The organism is Lacrimispora sp., from assembly GCF_031982545.1.
Lineage (GTDB): Bacteria > Bacillota > Clostridia > Lachnospirales > Lachnospiraceae > Lacrimispora.
Window position 1 is genome coordinate 172,145 of sequence record NZ_DALYXB010000002.1, and the last position, 22,979, is coordinate 195,123.

Below are 22,979 nucleotides of genomic sequence, written 5' to 3' on the forward strand. Positions count from 1 at the left end.
GACTACTATTTTATTTGCCAGAGCGGAGCTGAATACCAGCTTCTGATCGCTCCCGTTATTTTTCGTTATATCACTTATTTCTTTTTATGTGTTAACAGCTTCATAATCTCAACTATTGGAATGATGGAAACGGAAATCAATACTGCCACGAGATATTCCACCAGTGAAATATGCTCAAAGGAAAACGCTTCCCGTAAAAACGGAACATAAATGACCGCAGTTGTCAGAACGAAGGATACTGCTAATGATGCGGTTAAAAAGTTATTCCGCGATTTTAAATGAAAGATGGAATCCTTTCTGGAACGCATATTAAAAGAATGAAACATCTCAAGCAGGGAGAGCGCTAAAAATGCCATTGTCATACCATCGGAACTCTCCGCAATTTCCCATACTCCGCTTTCCATATAATGTCCGATAAAGTACGCCGCCAGAGTAAGGATGGCAATTACCATGCCCTGAAATGCTGTTTCGGCTCCTATTCCATCAGAAAACACACCATCTTTTGGGCTTCTTGGATCGCGCTTCATAATATCGCCTTCTTCTGCTTCCATACCAAGACCAATAGCAGGGAAACAGTCTGTAATCAGGTTAATCCACAGCAAATGTACCGGTTTTAAAATAGTAAATCCTAAAAGGCTGGCGACAAATACGGCAATTACCTCTGCAAGATTTGAAGAAAGCAAAAACTGGATCGCCTTACGAATATTGTCGTAAATACGGCGTCCCTCTGCCACTGCAGCAACGATGGTTGCAAAATTGTCATCAGCAAGTACCATATCTGCAACATCCTTAGTCACATCTGTTCCGGTAATTCCCATTCCCACACCGATATCCGCCTCTTTAATAGAAGGCGCATCGTTCACTCCGTCTCCTGTCATGGCTGTTACTTTGGAGAGCTTCTTCCAGGTCTTAACAATACGTACTTTATGTTCGGGCTGTACTCTTGCGTAAACAGAATAATTATGTATGGTCTTTTCCAGTTCTGCATCGGAGATCTTCTGAAGTTCAGCACCTGTAATCGCCATGCTTTCATTTTCAAGAATTCCAAGCTCCTTTGCAATGGCGACTGCGGTATCCTTATGGTCTCCAGTGATCATAATCGGCCGGATACCTGCTTCCTGGCACTCTGTAATGGCTGCTTTTACTTCCGGGCGTACCGGATCAATCATTCCGGACAATCCTAAATACACCAGTTCTTTTTCCAGAATATCCGGTTCCATAGCAGCAGGGGCGCTGTCCCACTCTCTCATGGAACCACACAAAACCCTGAGTGCCTTATCTGCCATGCTTTTATTTGCTATCAAAATGGCTTCACGGATTTCATCCGTCATTTCTGCAACGCCATTGCTTGTATAAACTTTGGTGCATCGCTTTAAAATCTCATCAGGAGCTCCTTTTGTAAACTGTATAACAGTGCCATCTGCTTTTTTATGAACCGTTGACATCATTTTTCTGACCGAATCAAAGGGTGCTTCCCCAATTCTTACATATCTCCTGGCTAACTCGGGCTTTGACAAACCGTTTTTAAATGCATCGTTGACCAGAGCACATTCTGTAGGTTCTCCCACTGCCTGTGAACTGTCTGGATCCAGCTGTGCATCACAGCACAGCGACATGGCAGTCATCAGAAGCGTTTCATCAGAAGCAGAATGCTCCACAACCGTCATTTTATTTTGTGTTAAGGTTCCTGTCTTATCTGAACAGATAATCTGGGTGCAGCCCAGCGTTTCCACTGCTGTCAGTCTTCTGATAATGGCATGTTTCTTTGACATCTTTGTCACACCAATGGAAAGCAGAATAGTAACAACGGCTGCCAGACCTTCCGGAATAGCGGCTACTGCCAGAGAAACCGCAATCATAAAGGTATCAATAATCTGCTCTAAATGAATTCCGCCTCCAGATATGCCAATTCTCAATAAATCTATGGCGAACATAAGAGCGCAGATTCCAAGAACCATAATGGACAGTACTTTGGAAAGCTGGTCTAATTTAATCTGCAGCGGAGTTTCTTCCTCTTTGGCTGTGTTGAGTGCATCGGCAATATGCCCGATTTCAGTCTCCATGCCAGTATAACATACTACAGCCTTACCTCTTCCATAAACAATGGTAGATCCGGTATAAACCATGTTCTTTCTGTCTGCCAGTGCAACCTCTCCTGATTCGCCTGAAACGGCTTCCATAATTTTAGATACGGATACTGATTCTCCGGTCAGTGCTGCTTCCTCCACCTTTAAGCTGGCAGATTCCAGAATTCTGGAATCTGCAGGTACAGAGTCCCCTGCTTCCAAAAGAATGATGTCACCAGGAACCAGTTCCTCGGACCGGACGATAAGAAGCCTGTCATTTCGGATTACCTTTGATGTGGCCGCTGCCATCTCCTGTAAGGATTCGATTGCAGATTCTGCTTTCGATTGCTGATAAACACCGAGAACGGCGTTGATTATAACAACAGAAATAATGATAAGGGTATCAATCATGCTTTCCCCTGCATAAATCGAAGTTACCCCTGAAATAACCGCTGCAACGATCAGTACAATTGTCATAAAGTTAGCAAGTTCTTTTAAAAATTTTTCAATCAGGCTTGGCTTTTTCCCTTCCTTTAGTTTGTTCATCCCATACTTTGACCTTCTCTCTTCCACTGAAGCGTCCGAAAGTCCCTGAAGCGATGTCTCCAACTGGCTTAAAACATCTGTTGATTCCATTAAGTATTCTTTTCGCATAGTTCTTCTCCCGTAAATAATATGAATGGCATGTCCATGTTGTCGCTCCAAATTGTTCATATTTGGAACATTTGGTTCGTAGTTTATTATACCATATTTCACTTTTCTTTGAAAGCAATAAAAATATTTTGTGTATATTATACAAAAACCTATGGTGTGTTTCTATGATGTGTTTCATAAGTGAACTAAAATCGTGATTTAATTGGTTGGTGAACCTATTCCCGTATGGTATCATGTTTTTATGATACAAAGGCGTTTATAAAAACCTGATAAAAGCAGATGGAAAAGGTAATTACATGATTAAATTATTAATAATATCAGATGATTTTACGGGCGCACTGGATACCAGTGTCCAGTTATCAGCAAGTGGTGCAACTGCGTATGTTACCTTAGATTTTAAGTTTAATACGTCAGATTTTGGCCCGGAAACTGATGTCCTGGTGGTTGATGCCGAAACCCGTCACTTAAACCAGAAAGACGCCTATGAAGCTGTGTTTTCCATAACAGAGCAAGCAAAAAAAGCTGGAATTCCTTATATTTATAAGAAAACGGATTCCGTTCTTCGTGGAAATATCGGAGCAGAGCTTTCTGCTGTACTAAAGGCCAGCGGACAGAAGCGGATCCATTTTATTCCCGCGTATCCCCAGATGGCCCGCACAACCAGAAAGGGAATCCACTACGCAGACAATGTTCCCATTAATAAAAGCGTTTTTGGAAAAGATCCCTTTGAACCTGTTTTATACTCTGACATTACAAAGATTATCCGGTCCCAGACAGATATAACTTCTTCTATTATAGAAGATCCCGGACAGGACTGGAGCCAGTATGAGGGAATCCTGATTCATGATTCACAGTCAGTAGACGATCTGGAGCGGATTGCACGGAAGCTGAAAGAGAAAGGTGAAATACATCTCCTGGCTGGCTGTGCAGGATTTGCAGCGCTGCTTCCCGGGCTGACAGGGCTTTGCGGAAACAAACTTCAGGCACCGGAGATATCTCCTCATTTACTCATTGCCTGCGGCAGTATTCATCCGGTATCTCTGGCTCAATGCAGCTATGCTTTAAGAAACGGGGCATCACATTATTATCTGACTCCGGAAGAAAAACTCAATCTTTCTTTTGCAAATGGAGAGGCAGCCCGCAGCCTGGTAAATCAGGTGTTTCAATCCTGTGAAGAATCACCTGTGGTTATTTTAAATGCCAACGGACCGGATGAGCCTGGTAAGACCTACGCATATGCAAAAGAAAAAGGGATAGGACTTTCACAGATCAGAGAAAATGTAGTCACTGTAATGGCACAGCTGATCGAAAGTCTGATTGACCGAGGAGTAAAAGCTACTGTTTTCCTCATGGGCGGAGATCTTCTATACCAATTTGTAAAACAGACTGGTATAAACGTTATTTCACCGGTCTGTGAGGTTGAACAGGGTATTGTGCTCTCAGAAGTTCTTTACAAGGGAAACAGACTCAATATCATATCAAAATCCGGTGGTTTTGGCAGAGAAACACTTTTTATGGATCTGTCAAACCGATTTTTGACAAATTACAGTTAATAAATAATTGGGGGGATATTCTACTAAGACGTTGAAAACATCAAAATCTGTGTATCTGGCAAAGAAATAATTGCCTAAAAAATACAAATCAGGAGGATAACAACATGCAATACGCCAAATTACCTGGCCTGACCTGGGATGGCACTATTTATCAAAATGACGATATGGGAATTCTGGAAGCGCTCCTTCCTACCGGTGGATACCCTACCGCCCATGCTCCGGCATTGCTTCAACTGCCAGATGGCGATCTGCTGTGCTGCTGGTTTGCAGGCACCTACGAAGGCAGCGCCGACATCCATATTATCTGCTCACTTCTTCCTAAAGACGGATCTGCATGGCTTCCGCCTGTGGATATCTCCGGTGACCCTGACCGCAGTGAGCAGAACCCCTCCTTATTCTATGGCCCTGATCATGCTGTATGGGCAATGTACACCGCCCAGATGGATCGCCAGGAAGGCAAAGACAACATGCAGTATACAGCCGTAGTACGCTGCCAGAAGAGTACCGATGGGGGCAGAACATGGGGACCCTATGAAACAGTGTTCCCCGAAGAAGGAACCTTTTGCCGCCAGCCGATTCAGATACTTTCATCTGGACGATGGATCTTTGCAAACTGGCTGTGTACAGATTCTAAAGACGGGCTGTCAGGAGATCCCACCGCTTTCCGCATCTCAGATGACGAAGGAAAGACGTGGCGCATGGTGATGATGCCTAAGAGCAACGGTCATGTTCATGCCAATGTCATAGAGCTGGAAAACGGACATCTGGTTGCTTTTATGCGTAACCGTGAAGCTTACCGCATTCACCGCAGTGAGTCCTTTGACTGGGGCGAGACCTGGAGCGAGCCGGCTCCCACTCCTCTTCCAAATAACAACTCCAGCATCAGTGCCGTGAAACTGCAAAGCGGACGCATCGCCATTGCCTACAACCCCACCTGTACACCCGATCCCCAGCCTGGTAAGGCCGCATGGCCAGGTCTTCGCTGCCCGGTAGCAGTTGCACTGACGGAGGATGGTGGTCTGACTTTCCCCTTCATCCGCTATATGGAACGGGGCGAAGGCTACATGGGGGAAGAAAACAAAACCAATAACCGGCAGTACGAATATCCCTATCTGATGCAGTCAGCTGATGGGGCGCTCCATCTGGCCTATGCCTCCCACACCCGTGCCGGAGTGAAATACCTTCGATTTACCGAGGAGGATGTTCTGGGACAAAAGAGAGAGCGGATTGGTCTCTATAACCCAACTGCTGCCCAGAGCCATTAATAACACAGAGAGGATTTGAAAATGCTGAAAACCTATAACATTAAAATGCCACACGCCGTATATGGCGGAGAAAACGCCATGGAAAGCATCACCACCATCTTAAAAAACCAAAAGGTGAATCTGGTTGCCATGTTTACAGATAAGGGGATCGAGGAATCCGGCCTGTTTTCCCTGCCTGAGGATGCGGTAAAAGCTGCAGGAGCCGATTACTATGTCCTTGATGAACTCCCTCCGGAACCGACTTATACCGCGGTTCAAAAGCTGGTAGATCAGTTTAAAGCCAGCAAAGCGGATATGATCGTAGCATGCGGCGGTGGCAGCGTCATGGACGCAGCCAAACTGGCAAGTATCCTTGTCACCGACGAGTACGGCGTGAAGGAACTGTTAGACAATCCGGGCCGTGCACAAAAGTGCGTTCCCATTATTCTGATTCCCACCACTGCAGGTACTGGAGCAGAGGTTACCCCCAACGCCATTGTTGCCGTTCCGGAAAAGGAATTAAAGGTGGGAATTGTCAATGAGAACATGATTGCTGACTATGTGATACTGGATGCCAGAATGATTAAGAACGTGCCCCGCAAGATTGCAGCAGCTACAGGTGTGGATGCTCTGGCCCACTGCATTGAGTGCTTTACCAGCAATAAAGCAAATCCATTCAGCGATTTGTACGCACTTGAGGGCCTGGATCTGATTCTTAACAACATCATGGATGCATGTAACAACTCCGAGGCAATGGAAGCAAAAAACAGGATGCAGATTGCTGCATATTACGGCGGACTGGCTATCACTGCCTCCGGCACGACTGCCGTACACGCACTAAGCTATCCACTTGGCGGCAAATACCACATCCCACATGGCGTTTCCAACGCAATGTTACTGGCTCCTGTCATGGGATTCAATGAACCGGTATGCCGTGAAAAATTCGCTGCTGTTTATGACCGGTGTGTCCACACCCAGGAAAACTGCCAGACAGCGGAAGAAAAAAGTGCTTATCTGCTTGCGTGGATGGAGAAAATCGTAAAAGACTTAGAAATCCCCACCAGCTTAAAAGAGTTTGGAGTACCCGCCGAAGACTTAGACGGACTGGTAGAAGCCGGTATGCAGGTAACACGCCTTCTGGTAAACAATATGCGGGAAGTTACACCTGCTGATGCCAGGTCACTGTATAAGAAAATTATTTAATCAGAGGAGATTATTATCATGAAGAACGTCGAATTAAAAGGCATTATCCCACCAATTCTAACCCCTATGAATGCCGATGAATCCCTTAATCTGGAGGAGCTGCGTAACCAGATTGAACGAATGCTGGAGGGCGGTGTTCACGGTATATTCCCATTTGGAACCAACGGAGAAGGTTATATCTTAAACGAAAAAGAAAAAATCGAAGTGCTTGAGGCTGCCATCGATCAGGTAAAACATCGTGTTCCGGTATATGCAGGTACAGGCTGCATCTCCACGTCTGATACCATTCGTGTCAGCCGGAAAGCTCAGGAACTTGGCGCTGATGTGCTGTCCATTATCACACCCAGCTTTGCTCTTGCTTCCCAAAAAGAGCTCTACGATCATTACGTGGAAATTGCGAAACATGTAGATATTCCAATCGTGCTGTACAACATCCCGGCACGTACAGGCAATAAACTGCTTCCTGAGACCGTTGCAAAGCTGGCGAAAGATGTAGACCTTATTATGGGTGCCAAAGATTCCAGCGGTGACTGGGATAACTTACTTGCCTATATTAACCTTACAAAGGATTTAGATAAAGATTTCCGTGTATTATCCGGAAACGATTCCCTTATCCTTCCCTGCCTTGAAGCAGGCGGTGCCGGCGGTATTGCCGGATGTGCCAACGTATATCCACATGTTCTTGCATCTATTTTTGAACTGTTTCAGGCCGGTAAACTGGATGAAGCCAAGGCTGCTCAGGACTCCATTGCCTCATTCCGTGCTGTATTTAAATATGGCAACCCGAACACTGTCGTTAAAAAGGCTGTTTCTCTGCTTGGTTATCCGGTAGGCGACTGCCGCCGTCCTTTTAATTATCTATGCGAGGAAGGAATTGACGCACTAAAACAGGTTTTAAAGGAAAATGCCGACAGAGGGATGTGCTGATATGAATAATCAAATAAGACCTATTATTGGAATTTCCATGGGTGATCCCTTTGGAAATGGCCCGGAGATTACGGTCCGGGCATTGGCAGATGAAAAACTCTATGAGCGCTGTAAGCCTTTGATAGTAGGGGATGAAACTTCCATAAGTTACGCTTTAAAGGTGGCTGAAAAAGTTCATGGCATTCGTTTGAAACTGAATGTTATCTCTTCTCCCGCTGAAGGCAAATACACCTATGGCACCATTGATCTGATGGATTTAAAGCTGATTCCTGCAGATGCAATTCCGGATACCTCCGGACTGGATGAACCAAAACCCTTTGGCGTAGGTGCCTGTGCACTGGGTGGTGAGGCAGCCTTCCAATATGTAGTAAAAGTGATTCAGTTGGCTATGGAACACCAGATTGACGCTACCGTTACCAACGCCCTGAGTAAAGAAGCCATAAACATGGCAGGTCATCATTATTCCGGTCATACAGAGATTTATGCTGATTATACGAATACACCAAAGTACACCATGATGCTGGCTCACGGCGACCTGCGAGTGGTCCATGTTTCTACTCATGTGTCGTTGCGGGAAGCTTGTGATCGTGTTAAAAAGGACCGTGTTCTGGATTGCATTCGCATTGCCAATGAAGGCTGCAAAGCCCTGGGCATAAAAGAACCTAAAATCGGGGTAGCAGGGTTAAATCCCCACTGTGGTGAAAACGGCATGTTTGGCTGGGAGGAAGTAGAAGAAATTCAGCCTGCCATTGATGCAGCAATCGCTGAAGGAATTATTATCCCGGAAAAGAAGCCCACCCCTCCCGATACCATATTTTCTAAAGCACTGGGCGGCTGGTACGATATTGTTGTTGCCATGTACCATGATCAGGGTCATATTCCCCTAAAGGTTAAAGGTTTTGTTTATAACCGTGAAGAAAAGCACTGGGAAGCGGTGGAAGGTGTTAACGTAACTCTCGGACTGCCTATTATTCGTGCCAGTGTAGACCATGGCACCGGCATCGATCTTGCTGGCAGCGGACGCTCCAGTGAGCTGAGTCTGATCAATGCAATTGATTACGCCATCCTTATGGTTCATGCCAGAAAAGAATCCTGAAATTGATAAATTGTACCCTACTGCCAATTAATATAGCTTTATATAAGAGAGGAGTCCAAACAAATGACTATCCCAATGATTATTGCTCTTGCTATCACAATTCTCATGATTGTTTTGATCATGACAGACAAACTTCCATTCGGTGCACCTCCAATACTTGCCTGTCTTCTTATGGTTCTTTTTGGCATAACCGATATCAAGACTGCTTTCGGCGGTTTTTCTAATGCTACCATTATTATGCTTGCCTCTTTCATGGCAATCGTGGCGGCTCTTCAAAAAACAAGCCTGATTGGTGCTTTCAGAAAAACAATTATGAATATGGCTAACAAAGGTGGATACAAGGCATATATCATGTTATTTATTATCGTCATGCTGGCCAGCAGTATCTTTGGAACAGGTTCCACTGCATTCTATGTTCTTACCTTAGGTATTTTATCTACGATACAGTACTCTGACAAATTACCACGTGGCAAGGTGATCGCTGCTGCTGGTTTCGCAGCTAACCACCCACTGATCCCGGTTAATGTGACATTACAATATGGCATTGTTATCGCTGTATTAGCAGCTGCCAAATCCGGTATTACCAGCGTTTCCTTAGCAAAATTCTCTATTGTGAATCTGATCCTTTCCCTGGCTTATGTGGCATGGGCTTTAATTGGTTATAAAATATTGCCCAACAAAAATGTGGAAGATACAGAAACCGGCACAGATAAATCCAAAGACATCGTTTACGATTTACCTAAATGGAAAGAAAATGCAACCTATGCGGCCTTTATTGCAGCTGTTATTGGTATGATTCTTCAAAGTAAAGTAGGCGATGCCGGATATATGATTCCTGGTTTATCTGCAGGTCTGGTTTTAGTAATCGGTGTTCTGAATTTTGATGAAATTCGTAATAATATTGGAGCTCCAATTATTTTGATGTCAGCTGGCGTTATTGGTGTTGCTGATGCTCTTGGCGGTACCGGATTAACTGCTTTAGTTGGAGAAACGGTAGCCAATATGCTTGGAACAAATATCAATCCTTTCATTCTTATTTTTGTATTCTGTATGTTAACAAGTGTACTTGCAACCCTTACAGGATCCACAATCGGTACTGTGTATGTTTTTGCGCCTATGGCGATTGCTACCTGTATGAGTCTCGGGCTGAATCCCACAGCTGCCGCTGCTGCAATTGTAATTTCAGGCTGGAATGGCCATTTCTTACCAATTGATGGGATGCCAGCTATGGTAATGGGAATTGGTAAATATAAACTGACAGAGTTTTGGAAATACACGATTCCGATGTACTTTATCCGACTGCTTGCTTTAACTGCCGGAGCTCTGCTATTGTTCCCAATGTAAAATGCTAAATTACTTAAATCAGAAAGAGGTACAGTTATGAATAATAAATATGAACTGGAACATATTGGTATCAACACCCCAAATGCGGAAGAAGCAGAAAAACTGGCGCAGCTGCTGAGTATGATGTTTAACTTAGAGCCTCGCCACGGACAAAAATCTGAGTTTGGAGGTCCTTATTTTGAATGCATGAAAGCTCCTTTCCTGGGTTCAAACGGTCACATTGCCATGCGTACACCGGATTTAACCTCCGCCGTTCTGGAACTGAAAGAGAAAGGTTTTTCCTTTAATATGGATACTGCCGCATATTTTGAAGATGGAACACTGAAAAATGTCTATTTAGACGGTGAGTTTGGAGGCTTTGCCATTCATATTATGCAAAAATAATGGATAAAAACCGCTGTTCCATTTGCGAATCAAACATCGCATCTGGAACAGCGGTTTTCTATGAATCAGAGAAGCTCATGAATGTCTTTTGTCTCATGATCCTCATATTTGACTACGTTGCCTTCCCAGGTTCTGAATTTTACATAACCCGGACCTCTGGAAATAATGTAATTGGGGAATATGGGAGTTTTGCCCTGCCCCTTTGGCGCATTGACAATAAATGTGGGAATTGCCATACCGGAGGTGTATCCTCTTAAATATTCCATAATCTCAATGCCATCTTCAATGGATGTGTTGAAATGGGTGGTTCCCTGAACGTGCTTTGCATGAAAAATATAATATGGCCGTACCCTGCACTTTAACAATTCATGATTGAGCACACGCATTACAAATTTGTCATTGTTAATCCCATTTAATAAAACTGCCTGATTTCCCAGAACGATTCCTGCATCTGCAAGCCTTTCACAGGCTGCTTTTGATTCTTCCGTAATCTCCATGGGGTGATTAAAATGAGTGTTTAGATAGATGGGGTGGTATTTCTTTAACATATCGCAAAGCTCTTTGGTGATTCTCTGTGGCATAGTTACGGGAATTCTGCTGCCAAGCCTGATGTAATCCACATGAGGAATCTCCTTTAACTGGCTGATAATCCATTCCAGCTGCTGATCTGACAGAGTGAGCGCATCTCCCCCTGTGATAAGAACATCCCTGATTTCCTCATTCTCTCTGATGTAAAGAATGGATTCTAAAATCTTGTCACGGGAATTGTGGACATCCTGTTCCCCAATGTTGCGACGTCTCTGGCAGTGCCTGCAGTACATGGCACATTCATTGGTTACATTGATAATCAGGCGGTCCGGATACCGTCTGGTAATACATCCGGCTGGATTGGTATACTCTTCTGCCATAGGATCTAAATCCGTACAGCTGTCTTCCAGCTCCTTATAGTTTGGGACACTCATCAGACGTATGGGATCAAAGCTGTCGTCCGGATCTGCAAGACTTAGGTAATACGGGGAAACTGCCCACCGAAACTTTTCCCCCACTTCCTGTATCAGCTGCTTCTCTTTTTCGCTGACAGGAAGAATCCGGCTTAAGCTCTCCACATCTGTGATTCTGTTTTTCAACTGCCATTTGTAATCATTCCAGTCCTCTTCCGTTGCCGAATAAATATGAAGTATTCTGTTTTTCCGTTCCTTCAGCACATCTTCTTTGCTGATACCAGTCGAAATTGATTTCCTTGCCTCAAGAAAATCTTCAATCCTCCCCTTCAGTTCATCTGCCCGCTGTAGTGATATTTGACGTTTTTTTTCTTTTTCCATATATTTATTCTCCTTTTGCTCCAAAAGAAACAACTTCATTATATCAAACAAGTTGTTACTACGTCAATAAATTTATTCTGACAAAAAAAGAAGCCCGCTTTATAAGCTGACCTCTTTACTTACACTAACAGATTCTTGGAAGACCTTCTCCATATAAAAGATCAATGGTTCGAAGTCCATTAAGCCTGGTTTTCATTCTGACACCATTTCCCTCAAGAATTGTTCCAATTATTCTGGCATTTGTTCCATATTTACTGGTCTGCACTGCTTTTAACGCCTTTTCGGCCTGATTTCCAGGGACAACTGCTATCATCTTTCCCTCATTGGCCATATAGAGAGGATCCAGCCCCAGTATTCCGCAGAAGCCTTTCACCTCAGGACTAACGGGAAGAGCCTCCTCCCAGATCTCCACACTGCATGAAGACTGTTCTGCTGCTTCATTTAATACAGTGGCAAGACCGCCTCTGGTCACATCCCGCATGCAGTGAACCCTGATCTGGCTGTCCAATAAGTTCTGGACTATGGAATTAAGGGGTGCACAATCACTGGCAATCTGATTTTCTATTCCCATGCGGTGGGAAAGAATCGCCGCATGATGCTCTCCTAAGTTTCCGGATAGAATAATGGCATCACCTGGTTTACAGTGAGAGATACTGATGCCACCTTTCCTCACTTCCCCGATTCCCGATGTGTTAATAAAAACTCCGCCATTGCCATCCACTACCTTGGTATCGCCTGCTACAATACGGACTCCTGCTTCTTTTGCAGTCATAGCCATGGTGCGGGCGATTTCCTCTATGGTTTCCAGCTCAGTCCCTTCTTCTATAATAAAACCTGCAGTGAGATACTTTGGAACTGCTCCCATCATGGATAAATCGTTAACAGTCCCGCACACTGCCAGCTTGCCAATATTTCCTCCTCTAAAAAACAGAGGGGTAACAACAAAGGAATCTGTTGTATAGGCAATTTTCCCCTTAACAGACACCACTGCCGCATCTTCCAGTCTGTTTAACGTTTTATTATTGAAATGCTTTAAAAAAACCTGATTAATCAGATCACCGGTCTGCTTACCACCGCTGCCGTAAGACATATCAATTTTCATAGCCTCTGTCCTGACCTTTCGTCTGTTATTATGAATGGATCTGTTATGAATTCTGATACCAGATCCCGCAGGCTCCTTCTGATGACACCATACAGGGACCAATTGCATAAAGCGGCGTGCAGACCGTCTTAAACAGCGGACATTCTGCCGGATTCTTACGCCCCAGAATTACGTCTGTACATTTGCACCCTTTGGGCATTTCCTCATTAATGCCCTCAATACGGCTGCCCCCGTCAAACATCTCATATTTCTTCTTCAGCCTTAAAGCGGAATTTTCAATGATACCGATCCCCCGCCAGAAATCATCTCCCTGTTCAAAATACTCCGAAAGCAGGGCACGGGCTTTTTCATTGCCTTTTTCCTTTACCGCAGTGGCGTACATATTTTTCACTTCATATCGACCTGTTTTTAACTGCCTTATGATTTCATAGACAGCTGCCAGAATATGCTCTCCTTCAAAGCCTGCAATTACAAATGGCTTCTGGTATTTTTCTGCCAGTTCCCGGTAGCTGTCGGCCCCCGTAATTACGCTGACATGGCCAGGGCTTAAGAATGCATCGATATATTTTTCTCTCTCACAGATATAAGAAAGGGCAGGTACAATTGTTTTTACAGAAGTTAAAAGTTTCAGATTGGTAATGTTTTTTTGCTGCATTTCCTCAATCATAAGAGCATAGATAGGGGCAGTCGTCTCAAAACCCACAGCTGCAAACAGATACTGGATACTTTTATGCTCCCTGGCCTCTGTTAAAGCCATTAATGGAGAATAGAGAATTTTTACTTTTCCTCCTGCTGCCTTTGCTTCTGTTAAGGACATGCTGCTTCCTTTCACTTTCATCATATCGCCAAAGGTCAGAACACAGTGATCCTCCTTTAAGGAGAATTCTGTCAGACGGTCGATATAAGCAGCTGAGGTGACACAAACCGGGCAGCCAGGGCCGGAAATCAGTTTAATTTTAGGAGAAATCATACTTCTGATTCCGTTTTTAAAAATGCTGGAAGTATGGGTTCCGCACACCTCCATGATCTTTACCGGTTTCCCATTATAAGATTTCAGTTCATCTATCACTTCCTGGATCTTCATACCTGTCCTCCTGAAGTTCTGAAAAAAGGCTTAAGATATCCTCGGCCATTTCCCCGCTTATTACTTCTATGGCACAGCCCGCGTGAATCAGAACATAATCTCCGATTCCAGCATCCACAAGCTTTATATTCACATCGGTGATATTATCCATTACATTTACTCTTGCATAATCTCCCCGTATCTCTATGACTTTTCCTGGTATTGCAACGCACATGAGATTTTCTCCTTTCTTCCGGTTACATTTTGCCTTCCTTCCAATGTTCTCTGCCTAAGTAGATCTGTCCAAGACTCAGTCCGCCGTCTCCCGGAGGAACAAGGCGGTTTACGTAGACGCGAAAGCCTCTTTCCTTTAAAAGAGTAATCGTCAGTTGTGTAAGTACCGTGTTCTGGAATACGCCTCCGCTCAGTGCCACCTCACTGGTATGGTAACAGCTTCTCAGCATTTCACAGATTTGTGCAATTCCTTCTGCTGCTGCATGGTGAAAGCCCAGAGCCAGCGCACCAGTTTTCGTTCTGTCTTTGCAGTTTACTGCTGCTTCAAAAAATGGTCTGGGGTCCAGTTTTAAAACACCATCCTCTTTTGTTATCAGAAATGGCAGGGACAGAGGTTTTATATGTTCTCTACTGGCAATTTCAGCCTCCCGCTCAAGCAGTATGGCGCATTCTCCCTCATACCTGTTCTCGTGGGCAATCTGGAGGACTGAGGCCGCTGCATCGAAGAGCCTGCCCATACTGGAAGTCAAAATCGTATTGATTTTTTGATCCAGTGCAGCCGTTATCAGCTGCTTTCTTTCATCCGGAAAAGAACTGTCAAGACCTGCATGATGGAGATAACAGACTGCAGTCTTTTTCCCATCCCGCATGGACTGATCACCTCCAAGAATCGGGAACGGGCTCAAATGAGCAGCCCGCACAAATTCCGTTCCTTCGCAGATTAAGAATTCTCCTCCCCATATGCTCCCATCAGTTCCATAGCCGGTTCCGTCAAATGCCACGCCTATGACTGGGCCTTCCAATCCATGCTCCGCCATAACAGATGCAATATGGGCATGATGATGCTGAACTTTTATCATAGGGAGCATCAGGCTTTGGGTAAAACGGGAAGAGTAATAATTGGGATGCAGGTCACAAACTGCCAGCTTTGGGTTGATGTTTAACAGGCGTGTTAAATCTTTACAGGATCTTTTATATTCCTCCATAACACTGCATTCTTCCAAATCACCGAAATACTGGGATACAATTGCTTTTGCTCCGCGACTGAGACAAAAAGCCGCTTTCAAATCTCCTCCCGCAGCAAAAACCTCGGCTTCCCCGGCTTTTTCTTTTTGCAGAAAAACCGGATAGGGAACATATCCCCGGCTCCTTCTGATAAGCTGAGGACTGCCTGCCACGATCTTAGCTACAGAATCATCTACGGATCTTACAATTCTCCTTTTATGATACAATACTCCATCAAGGTATGGATCCGAAAGAGAACACATACAATCATCTTCATGAATAATTGGCTGTCCTGACACATTGGCGCTTGTCATAATAAGAGGGCCAAGTTCTTCCGTCAGCAGATGCTGAAGGGGGGTATAGGGCAGAAACGCGCCGCAGTACAGGCTTTTCTTATTGGTGGAGGGAGCCATGAGGTCTTCCTGCATGGGTAACAGTACGATGGGTCTTGCTTTGGATGTAAGCAGTATTTCCTCTTCTTTTGTAACATTACAGTACCTCTTTATTTCTGAAACAGAATGAAACCTAACGGCAAAAGGCTTTTCTTCCCGTCCTTTCCATTGGCGCAGACGGGCTACTGACGACTCGAGAAAAGGCGAACACACCAGGTGATACCCACCGATTCCCTTTACTGCCACGATTCCGCCATCTCCCAGAACCTTTATGGCTTTTTTTAAGGCCTCCCGGTCGGTAAGTTCTTTCGCCTCCCGCTGCCTGTTATCCTGGTATAAAAGATAGGGTCCGCAGTCATTACAGGAAATTGTCTGCGCATGAAACCGTCTGCTTTCGGGAGAGGTGTATTCCTTATTACAGGCACTGCACATGGGGAAATCCTTCATGACAGTGTTGTCTCTGTCATAGGGCATTTCTTCTATTATGGTGTATCTGGGACCGCACGCCATACAGCTGATAAATGGATTGCCATATCTTCTGTCCGATGGATCAGCAAGTTCTTTTAAGCATTCGGGGCAGACCGGCAAATCTGCAGGTATCATGGAAACTTCTTTTGCTTCACCGCTTGGTATAATAGCAAAATTATCAAAATCAGAGACTGGCAGCTCTTCCATCTCCATATTTAAAATCTCATATCTTTGATCTTTATTTTCTTTTAAGTCAGATAAGAACTGGTTCAATGCTGTTTTTGATGCCTGTGCCATAATTTCCACATCACCGCCAACGTTTCGTACCCAGCCTTTCAGCCCCAGTTCCCTGGCTGCACGATAAACAAGGGGTCGGAATCCAACCCCCTGTACAATACCGCAGACTTTAATTTTTACTGCTGTTTCTTTATTTTTTCCATTATCCATTCTGCTGCCTTTTCATAGCCTTCTCCGGTCTTTCCTGAGACCCTGATCACCGGAGCTGTTTTATTTAATGCCCGTACTCCCTTCATGAAAAAGTCTTCATCAAAGTCTACATAGGGCAAAAGGTCACATTTGTTTAACAGAATTATATCTGCCTTTTCAAATGCCAGGGGATATTTATAAGGCTTATCGCTTCCCTCTGTTACAGTTGATATCAGCATTTTTGCATGCTCACCAATCATAAATTCGGCGGGACAAACCAGATTTCCGATATTTTCAATAAACAGTACTCCATCACTGATGTGAAGATCCTCTACCGCCTGTCCGATCAGCGGAGAATCCAGATGGCAGGCTCCGCCGGTGTTGATCTGAATCGCTTTTACACCAAGGGATTGTAAGGTTTTTGTATCAAAATCCGCCTCAATGTCCCCCTCAATTACATAAGCAGTTACTTCTTCCAGACGTTTGATCAGCTGAATCAGAGAGGTGGTTTTTCCCGCTCCCGGCGCTCCCATCACATTGACGGCAAAAATACCGCTTTCTGTCAGGGAATCCCGGATCTTAGCTGCAACCTGGTCATTTTTATCATAGACAGACTGCATAATTTCAATTTCTTTATTTTCTGACATGACAACCTTCCTGCCTTTCGTAAAACAAGCCTCTTTACGGCTCATTTAAATCCTGTACTTCAATGGATTTAATATAAAATTCCTGTCCTATTTCAGTGGGGGTTCCTTCTCCCTTACAAAGGGGGCATTCAAACGTAAAGGGCTTTCTGACAAACAGCTGACCGCAGCCTGTGCACCGCAGTTTTGGAACCACTCTCTCAATATGAAGCTTTGCGTGCTCACATGGAGTTCCCTCCGCAATCAGCTCAAAATACAGCTCAATGGAGCTGGCCACATAACCGCAGTAATCTCCCACAACCAGATTGATCACCTTTACTTTAAATGCACCATTGTCCTTTGCATATTCTCCGGCGATTTCTATGATTCGCCTGGTGATTGGATATTCGTGCATTTTACGTATTCATCCCTTACGTTCCCATATGATGGAGCTGTGTACTGATTTTCCATGGTAAGACATTTTTTCGGGCAGACCTCACTGCAGTAACCGCACTGGATACATTTCAGCCGTTCAATGCTCCATGACGTCTTTGCCTTATCTGTCTGAATCGCTCCGGTAGGACATCTTCGTTCACACATCCCGCAGAAGATACAGTCATCAATGGAAATTCCAATTTTTCCTCTGGTCCGTTCGTAGGTTTCTTTCTTCTTTACCGGGTATGGCACGGTATAGGGACCATGAAATATATTCTTTAACAGTGTCTTTGACATCTTAAATACAGACATAATACCCTCGATTCTGCTGCCTATGACAGCATTTACATGTTATCCTGTTACTTGTTTGGCTGTACAACTTTAACGTTACCGCTCGGTACAGCTGATACAGGGATCTATGGTAAGAATCAATATGGGTACGTCTGCCAGCGAGCAGTTCTTTAGAGTTTCAAGCAATGCAGGCAAATTGGCAAAGGTAGGAGTCCGCACTCTTACCCTGTCTAAAAACTTGGTTCCGTTTGCTTTTGTATAATAAACAACTTCACCGCGGGGCTGCTCCAGCCGTATAAACTGTTCTCCGTTTGGAGTTCCTTTTACTTTCACATTGATATCACCGCCAGGGATTAGATCAATACACTGTCTGATTAAATCGATTGACTGGAACATTTCCTTAATTCTTACCCTGGTTCTGGCATAACAGTCCCCGCCATCATTGGTAATGGGTTTAAAATCCAGCTTGCCATATGCACTGTATCCCTGTGTTCTCATATCCATTTCGATTCCGCTTGCTCTTGCCATAGGACCTACTGCACCTAAATCAAATGCCATCTGTTTTGTCAGAACTCCCACACCTTTGGTGCGCAACTTCACTGTGGTATCATTGATAAAGACACTGCTTGTCTCTTTTAATTCCTTTTCCATCTCCGTTAAAACTGTTTTAATCTTGATTAAAGTCTCGGAACTGATGTCTTTTCTTACTCCTCCGATATCGCATACGGAAAAAATGACACGTCCTCCCGTAGTCTCTTCAAAAATATCCAGAACCTGTTCCCTTAACTTCCATGACTGCATAAACAGACTTTCAAATCCAAAGGCATCAGCCAGAAGTCCAAGCCAGAGCAGATGGCTGTGAAGCCTTGACAGCTCTGCCCAGATTGTGCGTAAAAACTCACCCCGCTCCGGTACCTCCACATCCATAATACGCTCAATGGACATACAATATCCCATTCCATGCATAAACGAGCAGATTCCGCAGATTCGTTCTGCCACGTAGCAATACTGCTGATAATCTCTTTTTTCCACCAGCTTTTCCAAGCCTCTGTGAATGTATCCAATTCTAGGAATTGCTTCTACAACCGTTTCATCCTCCAGCACCAGATCCAGATGGATCGGCTCCGGAAGAACCGGGTGCTGCGGACCAAACGGAATAATTGTCCTATTTCCCATAAATAACCTCCATACTGATGCAGGCTGCCACAGCCAGCTATTCGTTCACGCCAAATGGTGTCTTCACCGGAATCTTATAAAGATTATCATTGAAATCCGGCATAATGCCTGTTATTTTTACTCCGAACAATTCCTTTATCTCATTCTCATAGAGAAACGAATAGGGATAAAGAATGCTGATACTTGGCAGTTCAGTTTCTGTATCTGTGGTCAGCCGGATATTCAGCAATTCATAATCCTTATCAAAGGAATAGGTTAATTCCATTCCATTTTTATTGGTGCAGGTAATGGCTACCAGTCGGTAACCATCATTTTTTATTTTCATAATCTCCGCCAGCAGATCATTGGGAGAGATTTCTTTTAATATCTGTTCTTTCATTTTTCTCCAATCCGCTTTTTCGGCATCGCTTTTTTCTTCTCAGCCAGAATATCAAGGGCTTTTACTACGCCATCAATAATTGATTCCGGACGCGCCGCACATCCTGGCACATAAACATCTACTGGAATCACCTTATCAACTCCACCTGCTACATTATAGCATTCTGCAAAAATGCCGCCGGAGGTTGCACAGATTCCAACGGCAACCACTGCTTTTGGTTCCGGCATTTGTTCATAAAGCTGCTTTACAACCGGAATATTCTGTTCATTGACGCTGCCGGTGATAAGTAAGATATCCGCATGCTTGGGATTCCCGGTATTGATAATCCCGAAACGTTCCACGTCATATAATGGTGTCAGACACGCCAGTACTTCGATATCGCAGCCATTGCAGCTTGTTCCGTCATAATGCAGAATCCAGGGTGATTTCTTAACCACATTCAAGTTCATACGCACTCTCCTCAATTTTCCCGGGATTTCATTTCATAAAAAATGAAAGGATCACCAGATTCACCGTACCCATTACTCCCGTAACAATCCACGCAGAATTAAGTGCATGCTGCCATTTCAGCCTCGCTGCACAGTTATCCACAATTATCTCAAACAGATACACGCCGAGACACACAATTGCCGCAACCAATCGGCTGACGGGTGCAGAGGTGGCAAAAAATACATAAACAAGAGATAACGATATGATCACCTCATACCAGTGGGTTACCTCAATCACAGCCAGATCCTTTCCGGAATACTCGGTGGTAATACCCTTAACGATCTCCTGATGTCCATGATGGGACATGCTTAAATCAAAGGGTGATTTTCTCAGTTTAAATGTCAGGACAAAGACCAGTCCGATGAAAACTCCGGGCAGATAAAGAATGGATGGCTTGTCAGTCATGACAATATCTTTGATAAAAAAGCTTTTTTCCGCATAATAAAGACCAATGCAGGTAAGAAGCACCATCGGCTCATAAGCCATAATCTGTAAAAGCTCCCGTTCCGATCCGATGGTATTATATGGAGAATTTGACGCATATCCTCCCAGAACAAAGAATACGGATCCAAGTGTCAGTGCAAAGATTGCCAATAAAATGTCGCCGCCTGAAAGCATGATGACTGTGGTAAATACAGCAAATACCATTGATACATACACGAAAAAACGGTGCATGGAATTGACTTCAATGGATTCCTTCTGCATCAGCTTCAGCACATCGTAAAATGGCTGTAAAACAGGGGGACCCTGCCTGCCCTGCATGCGGGCAGTGATAACGCGGTCGATACCGGTCAGCAGTCCGCCCACCACAGGTGCGAGAATTATTATTCCGATAATTCTTAGAACGCTCATCATGATGCAATCCCTCCGATCAGCAGTATCACTCCCCAAATGAGAATGACAAAAGATAAAATGTCACTAAAGAAGGATAACCTCTTCGTTCCAAAATAGCTGTCCATATACCAGTTATGAAGTTCCACCTGCCGCTTAGCACCGCAGGCCCCGTAAAAGGTCTCATTGTCTCCCGTATTTTCTCCTGCCATATAAATGGGAACTCTTCTTCGTTTATCATTTTTATAGACCGGTATAAAGCTGATTGGCAGAATGATAAGCATACTTAACATGTAAAGCATCAGCTTGATATCGCCCTCTCCGATGGGCATCAAAGCCTGACGTATAAAAACTTCGTTTAGATAAGGAATCAGGGCATATTTGGATACGATTGGAAAAGTGAAGCAGGATACTACCACCAAACAGGCAAGGATTGTAATGGGAATCTCCTCATCTAAGTGAAATTCGTTTTCACTTTGCTGCCTCATATTAACTTTTGACACCAGCTTACCCATCCATTTGGTCCAGTAAAACAGAGTCGCTGCGCTGCCATAAGCCAGGATAATGACTATTAGAATATTATTGGAGTCAATAAATGCTTTCATCGCCACCCATTTAGAAATCAGCATGCCAAAGGGAGCAAGGAACATACCTGCAATACCAATCATCATACACAGAGCCAGTTTTCTTGAAATCCCAAGAAGGAGATCCATGTTTTCCACATTCCTGTTTCCAATCTGATGTTCCGCAGAACCAACAGATATAAAGAGCAGGGACTTTGACACTGCATGAAAGATAATTAAAAGGATTGCTGCCCAGATGGATTCTTCCGTTCCAACGCTGGCACAGATAACGATAAGTCCCAGGTTTGCCAGTGTGGAATAGGCCAGAATCTTCTTGGCATCGCTTTGGGAAATCGCCATAAAAGAGCATGCCAAAAATGTGACTCCTCCTACAAGTGTGACAGTTTTACCCACTGGCGAAGCACCAAGAAGCGGAGCCAGTCTGATAATTAAATACACGCCTGCCTTAACCATGGTAGCCGAATGGAGCAGAGCCGATGTAGGGGTAGGTGCAACCATGGCGCCAAGCAGCCAGGAAGAAAACGGCAGCTGTGCCGATTTGGTAAGTGCTGCCAGAGACAGCAGAAATACGGGAATCATAAGGTATGCATCTGGCTTTTGTGCTGTAAATACAGATAGTTCCAGCGTATGTCTGTCCATGCCGATAATAATGATGCCGGCAGCAAATGCTGCTCCTCCTAAGAGGTTAATGAAAAGTGCACGAAACGAATTGTTTCTTGCCTCTTTCGTTTTTGTGTACCCGATCAGTAAATAGGAGCAGAATGTAGTCAGCTCCCAGCAAAAATACATCCAGGTAAGCTGATTACTCAGTACAATACCAAACATTGCGGAAAGGAATAGAAATAAAACTGCAAAGAAGAAACCCTTACGATCCTCATATTCAGTATGGTGTATATGATATGTTTTCATATAACCCACAGCATAAATACAGATCAGGCTGCCTACCACTCCCACGATTACTACCATGATTGCAGTAAGTTTATCAAAGACAATCGCATGCTCCACTTCAATCTGCCTCTTTGCGGTCAGTTCAAAACAGAGTATGGCTGCAGTCTGCAGAAAGGAAAGAACTGAAATAGCATAATTTTTATAACGGATACCAATTGTAATAATATAAGCGGCTAGTACCACTTCCACCACTGCCATAACTAAATCGATTACAGTTTCCCAGCGGTAGGAATAAGCGATTCCTTTATGGAAAAACAAGCAGACTACAATCAGCGTTAAAGCAGCTGTTATGCCTGCACTCACCCGGACAATTTTGTTTCTAACTTCGTCCTCTTTCACCAAAAGCACAGCGAGCGCTGCCAAAAGAGGAAATAATACCAATACCGTAATCGCACCCATACATTCATCACCTTACTTTTTATAATTTCTGTCAATAATCCCGTAAAAATTATTTTTTATTTATTTAAAATGTCGAAACCTAAGATGTCAAATTACATAATTGATCAATTCGTGCTCATTATATCACACGAAAAAGGGATGTCAATGTTTTGTTTTGTGTACAATTTGTACAGATTTAACGTATAAAAGCAAAATATGGAAAACCATTCCAGAAGAATATGAAAACTTTCTCTTTTGAACAAGTTAAATATTTAACATGCAGAATTTTAACTATTTTTCGACATTCTTTTACGTTTTTTTAACAACTATACGCAAATATATGCGGATTATTAATACGGGAT

At 43.9% G+C, this 22,979-nt stretch carries 21 protein-coding genes; 7 read left to right on the forward strand and 14 right to left on the reverse strand.

Features of this window, described 5'->3' with window-relative positions; genetic code table 11:
• Nucleotides 1-74 precede the first annotated feature (74 nt).
• Entirely contained in the window at nt 75-2,720 is a 2,646-nt protein-coding gene (locus ABS301_RS04335; RefSeq protein WP_349671046.1) for a cation-translocating P-type ATPase, read from the reverse strand.
• Nucleotides 2,721-3,016: 296 nt separating this feature from the next.
• Between ABS301_RS04335 and ABS301_RS04340 the strand changes: the two genes are divergently transcribed.
• The 7 genes from ABS301_RS04340 (at nt 3,017) to ABS301_RS04370 (ending at nt 10,471) form a co-directional block, all read left to right on the forward strand.
• A complete protein-coding gene (locus ABS301_RS04340) occupies nt 3,017-4,273 on the forward strand; it encodes a four-carbon acid sugar kinase family protein (protein WP_349671047.1) in 1,257 nt (418 codons plus the stop codon).
• A 104-nt stretch (nt 4,274-4,377) separates the two neighbouring features.
• A complete protein-coding gene (locus tag ABS301_RS04345; RefSeq protein ID WP_349671048.1) occupies nt 4,378-5,538 on the forward strand; it encodes a sialidase family protein in 1,161 nt (386 codons plus the stop codon).
• A 21-nt stretch (nt 5,539-5,559) separates the two neighbouring features.
• The gene (locus tag ABS301_RS04350) at nt 5,560-6,720 is read left to right on the forward strand and encodes an iron-containing alcohol dehydrogenase (RefSeq protein ID WP_349671049.1); all 1,161 of its coding nucleotides are present in this window, start codon (nt 5,560-5,562) and stop codon (nt 6,718-6,720) included.
• A gap of 18 nt (nt 6,721-6,738) precedes the next feature.
• Complete coding sequence (dapA, locus tag ABS301_RS04355) at nt 6,739-7,647, forward strand: 4-hydroxy-tetrahydrodipicolinate synthase (RefSeq protein WP_349671050.1); 909 nt, start codon at nt 6,739-6,741, stop codon at nt 7,645-7,647.
• A 1-nt stretch (nt 7,648) separates the two neighbouring features.
• A complete protein-coding gene (locus ABS301_RS04360; protein WP_349671051.1) occupies nt 7,649-8,743 on the forward strand; it encodes a PdxA family dehydrogenase in 1,095 nt (364 codons plus the stop codon).
• 63 nt (nt 8,744-8,806) lie between these two features.
• Nucleotides 8,807-10,087 (forward strand): SLC13 family permease, encoded by a 1,281-nt coding sequence (locus ABS301_RS04365; protein ID WP_349671052.1) that lies wholly within the window; start codon nt 8,807-8,809, stop codon nt 10,085-10,087.
• Between the two features lie 36 nt (nt 10,088-10,123).
• Entirely contained in the window at nt 10,124-10,471 is a 348-nt protein-coding gene (locus tag ABS301_RS04370; protein ID WP_349671053.1) for a VOC family protein, read from the forward strand.
• A 65-nt stretch (nt 10,472-10,536) separates the two neighbouring features.
• Here the strand turns inward: ABS301_RS04370 and eam are convergent, their stop codons facing one another.
• The 13 genes from eam to ABS301_RS04435 all read right to left on the reverse strand — a co-directional run bounded on the left by eam (nt 10,537) and on the right by ABS301_RS04435 (nt 22,638).
• Nucleotides 10,537-11,793 carry a glutamate 2,3-aminomutase gene (gene eam / locus ABS301_RS04375; RefSeq protein WP_349671054.1) on the reverse strand — a complete coding sequence of 419 codons (1,257 nt, stop codon included), beginning with the start codon at nt 11,791-11,793 and terminating at the stop codon, nt 10,537-10,539.
• A 124-nt stretch (nt 11,794-11,917) separates the two neighbouring features.
• Complete coding sequence (gene hypE, locus ABS301_RS04380) at nt 11,918-12,895, reverse strand: hydrogenase expression/formation protein HypE (protein ID WP_349671055.1); 978 nt, start codon at nt 12,893-12,895, stop codon at nt 11,918-11,920.
• Between the two features lie 43 nt (nt 12,896-12,938).
• The gene (gene hypD / locus ABS301_RS04385; RefSeq protein WP_349671056.1) at nt 12,939-13,979 is read right to left on the reverse strand and encodes a hydrogenase formation protein HypD; all 1,041 of its coding nucleotides are present in this window, start codon (nt 13,977-13,979) and stop codon (nt 12,939-12,941) included.
• Complete coding sequence (locus ABS301_RS04390) at nt 13,954-14,193, reverse strand: HypC/HybG/HupF family hydrogenase formation chaperone (protein ID WP_349671057.1); 240 nt, start codon at nt 14,191-14,193, stop codon at nt 13,954-13,956. Before ABS301_RS04390 ends, hypD begins: the two co-directional genes overlap by 26 nt.
• 22 nt (nt 14,194-14,215) lie before the next feature.
• Nucleotides 14,216-16,504, reverse strand: a complete 2,289-nt coding sequence (gene hypF / locus ABS301_RS04395; protein WP_349671058.1) for a carbamoyltransferase HypF — start codon at nt 16,502-16,504, stop codon at nt 14,216-14,218.
• Complete coding sequence (hypB, locus tag ABS301_RS04400) at nt 16,471-17,130, reverse strand: hydrogenase nickel incorporation protein HypB (RefSeq protein ID WP_349671059.1); 660 nt, start codon at nt 17,128-17,130, stop codon at nt 16,471-16,473. Before hypB ends, hypF begins: the two co-directional genes overlap by 34 nt.
• A 34-nt stretch (nt 17,131-17,164) precedes the next feature.
• Entirely contained in the window at nt 17,165-17,521 is a 357-nt protein-coding gene (locus tag ABS301_RS04405; RefSeq protein ID WP_349671060.1) for a hydrogenase maturation nickel metallochaperone HypA/HybF, read from the reverse strand.
• A complete protein-coding gene (locus tag ABS301_RS04410) occupies nt 17,488-17,853 on the reverse strand; it encodes a 4Fe-4S binding protein (protein WP_104434950.1) in 366 nt (121 codons plus the stop codon). The genes ABS301_RS04405 and ABS301_RS04410 overlap by 34 nt, the downstream gene beginning before the upstream one ends.
• A gap of 75 nt (nt 17,854-17,928) precedes the next feature.
• The gene (locus ABS301_RS04415) at nt 17,929-19,008 is read right to left on the reverse strand and encodes a hydrogenase large subunit (RefSeq protein ID WP_349671061.1); all 1,080 of its coding nucleotides are present in this window, start codon (nt 19,006-19,008) and stop codon (nt 17,929-17,931) included.
• A gap of 37 nt (nt 19,009-19,045) precedes the next feature.
• On the reverse strand, nt 19,046-19,387 hold the full coding sequence (locus tag ABS301_RS04420) for an NADH-quinone oxidoreductase subunit C (RefSeq protein WP_349671062.1): 342 nt from the start codon (nt 19,385-19,387) through the stop codon (nt 19,046-19,048).
• Nucleotides 19,384-19,836: an NADH-quinone oxidoreductase subunit B family protein gene (locus ABS301_RS04425; protein ID WP_330590467.1), complete on the reverse strand. Its 453-nt coding sequence runs from the start codon at nt 19,834-19,836 to the stop codon at nt 19,384-19,386. Before ABS301_RS04425 ends, ABS301_RS04420 begins: the two co-directional genes overlap by 4 nt.
• A 28-nt stretch (nt 19,837-19,864) precedes the next feature.
• Entirely contained in the window at nt 19,865-20,731 is an 867-nt protein-coding gene (locus tag ABS301_RS04430; protein ID WP_277406248.1) for a respiratory chain complex I subunit 1 family protein, read from the reverse strand.
• On the reverse strand, nt 20,728-22,638 hold the full coding sequence (locus ABS301_RS04435) for a proton-conducting transporter transmembrane domain-containing protein (RefSeq protein ID WP_349671063.1): 1,911 nt from the start codon (nt 22,636-22,638) through the stop codon (nt 20,728-20,730). Before ABS301_RS04435 ends, ABS301_RS04430 begins: the two co-directional genes overlap by 4 nt.
• Nucleotides 22,639-22,979: the final 341 nt, after the last annotated feature.